The organism is Methylobacterium nigriterrae (assembly GCF_037106235.1).
Classification (GTDB): domain Bacteria; phylum Pseudomonadota; class Alphaproteobacteria; order Rhizobiales; family Beijerinckiaceae; genus Methylobacterium; species Methylobacterium nigriterrae.
This window is the reverse complement of the sequence record NZ_JBAWTG010000259.1, coordinates 1-3,662: the sequence shown is the minus strand read 5'-3', so window position 1 is coordinate 3,662 and position 3,662 is coordinate 1. Positions and strand designations below refer to the sequence as shown.

Annotated in this window: 6 protein-coding genes; 2 read left to right on the top strand and 4 right to left on the bottom strand. The window is 66.7% G+C overall.

Annotation, left to right across the window (positions count from 1 at the left end):
* Positions 1–131: 131 nt before the first annotated feature.
* From WDW90_RS35710 to WDW90_RS35700, 3 genes are all read right to left on the bottom strand, one after another.
* Entirely contained in the window at positions 132–365 is a 234-nt protein-coding gene (locus WDW90_RS35710; protein WP_336492487.1) for a hypothetical protein, read from the bottom strand.
* A 298-nt stretch (positions 366–663) separates the two neighbouring features.
* On the bottom strand, positions 664–1,245 hold the full coding sequence (locus tag WDW90_RS35705) for a recombinase family protein (RefSeq protein WP_336492486.1): 582 nt from the start codon (positions 1,243–1,245) through the stop codon (positions 664–666).
* Between the two features lie 85 nt (positions 1,246–1,330).
* Complete coding sequence (locus tag WDW90_RS35700) at positions 1,331–1,822, bottom strand: Ros/MucR family transcriptional regulator (RefSeq protein ID WP_336492485.1); 492 nt, start codon at positions 1,820–1,822, stop codon at positions 1,331–1,333.
* Positions 1,823–2,199: 377 nt separating this feature from the next.
* On the opposite strand from WDW90_RS35700, the gene WDW90_RS35695 reads away from it, so the two are divergent.
* Positions 2,200–2,778 carry a recombinase family protein gene (locus tag WDW90_RS35695; RefSeq protein WP_336492484.1) on the top strand — a complete coding sequence of 193 codons (579 nt, stop codon included), beginning with the start codon at positions 2,200–2,202 and terminating at the stop codon, positions 2,776–2,778.
* A gap of 132 nt (positions 2,779–2,910) precedes the next feature.
* Positions 2,911–3,225 (top strand): DoxX family protein, encoded by a 315-nt coding sequence (locus WDW90_RS35690; protein ID WP_336492483.1) that lies wholly within the window; start codon positions 2,911–2,913, stop codon positions 3,223–3,225.
* Positions 3,226–3,299: 74 nt separating this feature from the next.
* On the opposite strand, the gene WDW90_RS35685 is transcribed toward WDW90_RS35690, so the two are convergent.
* On the bottom strand, positions 3,300–3,509 hold the full coding sequence (locus WDW90_RS35685) for a hypothetical protein (RefSeq protein WP_336492482.1): 210 nt from the start codon (positions 3,507–3,509) through the stop codon (positions 3,300–3,302).
* Between the last annotated feature and the right edge of the window lie 153 nt (positions 3,510–3,662).

Sequence of the window (3,662 nt, the reverse complement as noted above, 5' to 3'; positions counted from 1 at the left end):
CATCATGCCTGGGCTGACCGAGAGATTGCACTGATCGCTCCCCAGCTGGAACGCGGCAGGCGAATTCGCATAATTCGCGCGCTCCCCTTCGCGTAAGTGCCTTTATGGAAACAGGCAGGGCATTCAGGCTTTCATATCGGGTTGAGTTCGCAGGTGCCGCCCAGATGCTTTTCGATAGCTGTCAGAGCGTCGTCGAGGGAGGCGTGAAGGGCAGGCACACCGCGGAGCCGGCTGCCCGACTCCGGCACGATGACGAACTCGTCCGACCACGGGCTTTTCCGGATTGCGCCGAGGGCGCGCCCGAGCAGGTCGGTGAGCCACCAAGCCGTCTCGTCCTCTGCAACCGGCGTGGCGACCACGTCCATGAGCCCTCCCGGAATGCAGGACAGGGGCCCTGACCCAGGCAGGGGGCGCCGGCCGCGACGCCGGCACCTTGGGAAGAACGCCGGGTGCGGCCGGTGCCTGCCACCCTGGTCGCTTACAGGGCACAGGGTCAGGCTGATCGAGCTGGCGCGAGGCGGCAATTACCTGTGTGAACCGCGATCCAGCCACAGCCGATGCTCGCGTTCGATAAGCTCATCCTCGCGCACGTAAGGCGATGCGAAATTCGCAGAAGGGCCACTATGGAACGGCTGCCTGCACTCGCCTGACCTGCACGTCGGACTACGCCCCGCCCCGTGGCGCTGGGATGCCGCGGGCGTTCAGCGCCGCGGCGATCCCGCCGTGGGAGGTCGTGCCGGTCGCCTGGATGGCTGTGATGACCGGGGCGAGGTTCCTAGGCCCGGCCGGCGTGACCCTGGCGCCCCTGTAGCCCCCCAGGACGGCCCCGCGCACCCTGGCGGCTGCCAGGACTGCCTTGGTCCGGGCCGAGATCAGGCGGCGCTCTTCCTCGGCCACCATCGCCATGATGCCAACCGTCAGGCGGTTGGCGTTCGGCATGTCGGCGGCCACGAAGTCCACGCCGGCCTTCTCTAGGCCCAACAGGAAGTGCGCGTCGCGGCTGAGCCGATCGAGCTTCGCGATCACGAGGCGGGCGCCGTAGACCCGGCACGCCTGGATCGCGCGGGCAAGCTCTGGCCTGTCGGCCCGCTTGGCGCTCTCCACCTCCGTGAACTCGGCCACCACGTCCGCCCGGCCGCTCTCTAGGAACCGAACTACCGCCGCGCGCTGCGCCTCCAGCCCCAGGCCGGATGCGCCCTGCTTGGCCGTGGACACCCTGTAGTAGGCGACGAACTTGGTGCTCATGGCTTCCCCGACATCCGCGTCGACCGTCGTTGACGCGGATGTCGGGCAGAGTGGCCTGGATGATCAACGACGTGCTGCGCGGGCCTCAGGCTTTCTTCGGGCGCCCGCGAGTCTTCGGAGCCTTCTGAGAGGTCTCCTCCTCGGCGTCATCCTGTGCCATGCCGCCCAGCCGCCCAAGGCCGATTGCCTTGGCGAGTTCCGAGCGCTGGGCGGCGTAGCTGGCGGCCACCATTGGGTAGTCGGCGGGTAGACCGTAGCGCTGGCGGTAACTGTAGGGGTCGAGCCCGTGGCCGGTCAGATGGCGCTTGAGCGTCTTGTAGGGTTTGCCGTCGATGAAGCTGATAATGGCATCCGGCGTGATCGACTTGCGGATCTGCGCAGGCGTCGCCTTCTCGACCTCCTCCGCCGGGGCCGCGGCGGACGGGCCGGCCGCCAGCGCATTCAGCGCCGCGTGAACGTTTCCGATGAGAGCCGGAAGCTCTGCCACAGGCACAGGGTTGTTGGACACGTAGGCCGACACGATGTCGCCTGCGAGTTCGAGGTAGTTGTCTTTGAGAGCTTCTTCGATTTCAGCCATCTGGCGATCCGATCTTACAATGAAGATCGGGCCAATACGCTCATATCCCTCGAATGCAAGGGCTTGATCTTCTCACGCACAGGGATGTGTGGACAGCCCGATTGAGACGTGAACCGACGTCTGGATCTGGGCCGCCGGCTCTCGGCTGTTTCCGCCACCTGCCGAGAGGGCGAGGCCGCCGAATGCTCAAAGGCGGCCTGCCGGGACGGATAGCACATGCCAGCTAGGCCGTGAGCATCGGCGCCGGCTTGGGTCAAAAGGTACACCCTGCGAACCAAGCGCCGAATGAGGCGGCTGGGCCGGCTCAGAGGTGTTGCCGAGCTTTGAGCTAGGCTGTACATTATGAGCTAGGCATTCTGAGCCAGTTCAGGGGCGGTATGGCAGTCATCGGGTACATCCGGGTCAGCACGAGCGACCAGAGCGTCGAGGCGCAACGTCACAGCATCGAGCAGGGGCACAAGATCGAGGAATGGTTCTCGGACGAGGGTGTGTCCGGGACCGTGCGGGCAGCTGACCGGCCCGGCTTTGCCGCGCTGCTGAAATATGTCCGCAAGGGCGACACCCTGATCGTCGGTGCCGTCGACCGGCTTGGACGCGACACCCTGGACGTACTGGGCACGGTGGAGGCGCTGCAGGCCAAGAAGGTCGCCATCATCAGCCTGCGTGAGGGCTTCAACCTGTCCACTCCGATCGGCAAGGCCATGCTGACCATGCTGGCGGCCGTGGCCGAGCTGGAGCGCTCCAGCATCAAAGCCCGGCAGCTGGCCGGCATTCAGCGCGCGAAGGCTCAAGGCAAGGCGCTCGGCCGAGAGAAGACCATCGACGACGAGTCTGTCGCGATCTGGCGCCGGGAGAATGCTGCCAGCATCGCCGCCACGGCTGCGCACTTCGGGATCTCAGCGGCGAGCGTGAAGCGGGCGTGCCGGCCAGCATTTGCGCCCAACTTGTGCAATTAATTGCACCTCACCGGCGGCTCGGGTCGGGGAACGCAGAGCCGCGGCGGCCTCGCGGCCTCCGAAGGCGAATAAAGGTGCGTACCCGAACGCGCGATGGTCACCCGCGTTGGAGGAGACCTGGAGGACGCGACCGTGAGATACCTGTTTCCCGCCCTCGGCGCCGCCATCGCGCTCGCGGGGGCCGACAAGCTGGTCGGCCAGCGCGGATACGCGCGGATGTTTGACCATCTCGGCTGGACCAACAACCAGATGAAGGCCGTCGCGGTGGCGGAAACGGCTGGTGGCCTGTTGATGCTGCCGGCCGCAACGCGCCGCTTGGGCGGCGTCGTCGTGTCGGCAGCCTCGCTGGCGGTACTGTCGAGCGAGCTGCGCCATGGCGACCCGAAGCTTGCCGGGCCACGCGCCGTGGTTCTCCTCGCCGCCGTCGCGGCCGCGATAGCACCCTGACGAAGCCCGCGCGGGCTGGGCGCTACACCCCACTGGCTGCCAACTACGCGCATCAGCCGCCGGTGCGGCCTTCCTCAACGCCGGTCGCGTTGAACCTCGCCTCGCGCGTCGCGCTCGACTGCCTCAAGCGCCTTGGCGTAGGCCTTCTGCTCGGTCGGGAACGTGAAGTCCGAGCGCTCGTACAGCTTGCCGTGCTTGCGGATCGCCCAGCCGAATTGGCCCGCGGGTCGGGCGACCGGATAGACCTCAATCGCATAGCCGCGGGGCAGCTCGTCCGTCGTCATCAGCTCTCACTCTGCCCCGGGCTGGCCCGCCGCCACCGATACCAGCGGCCGTCATAGTACTACTGTGTCACAAACGAGCGATGGCAGCAGGGACATCGGTGAAGGGACAGGACCAGTGCACGCGCCAGTCTCAAGCGCAGGCTCTTGATGGAA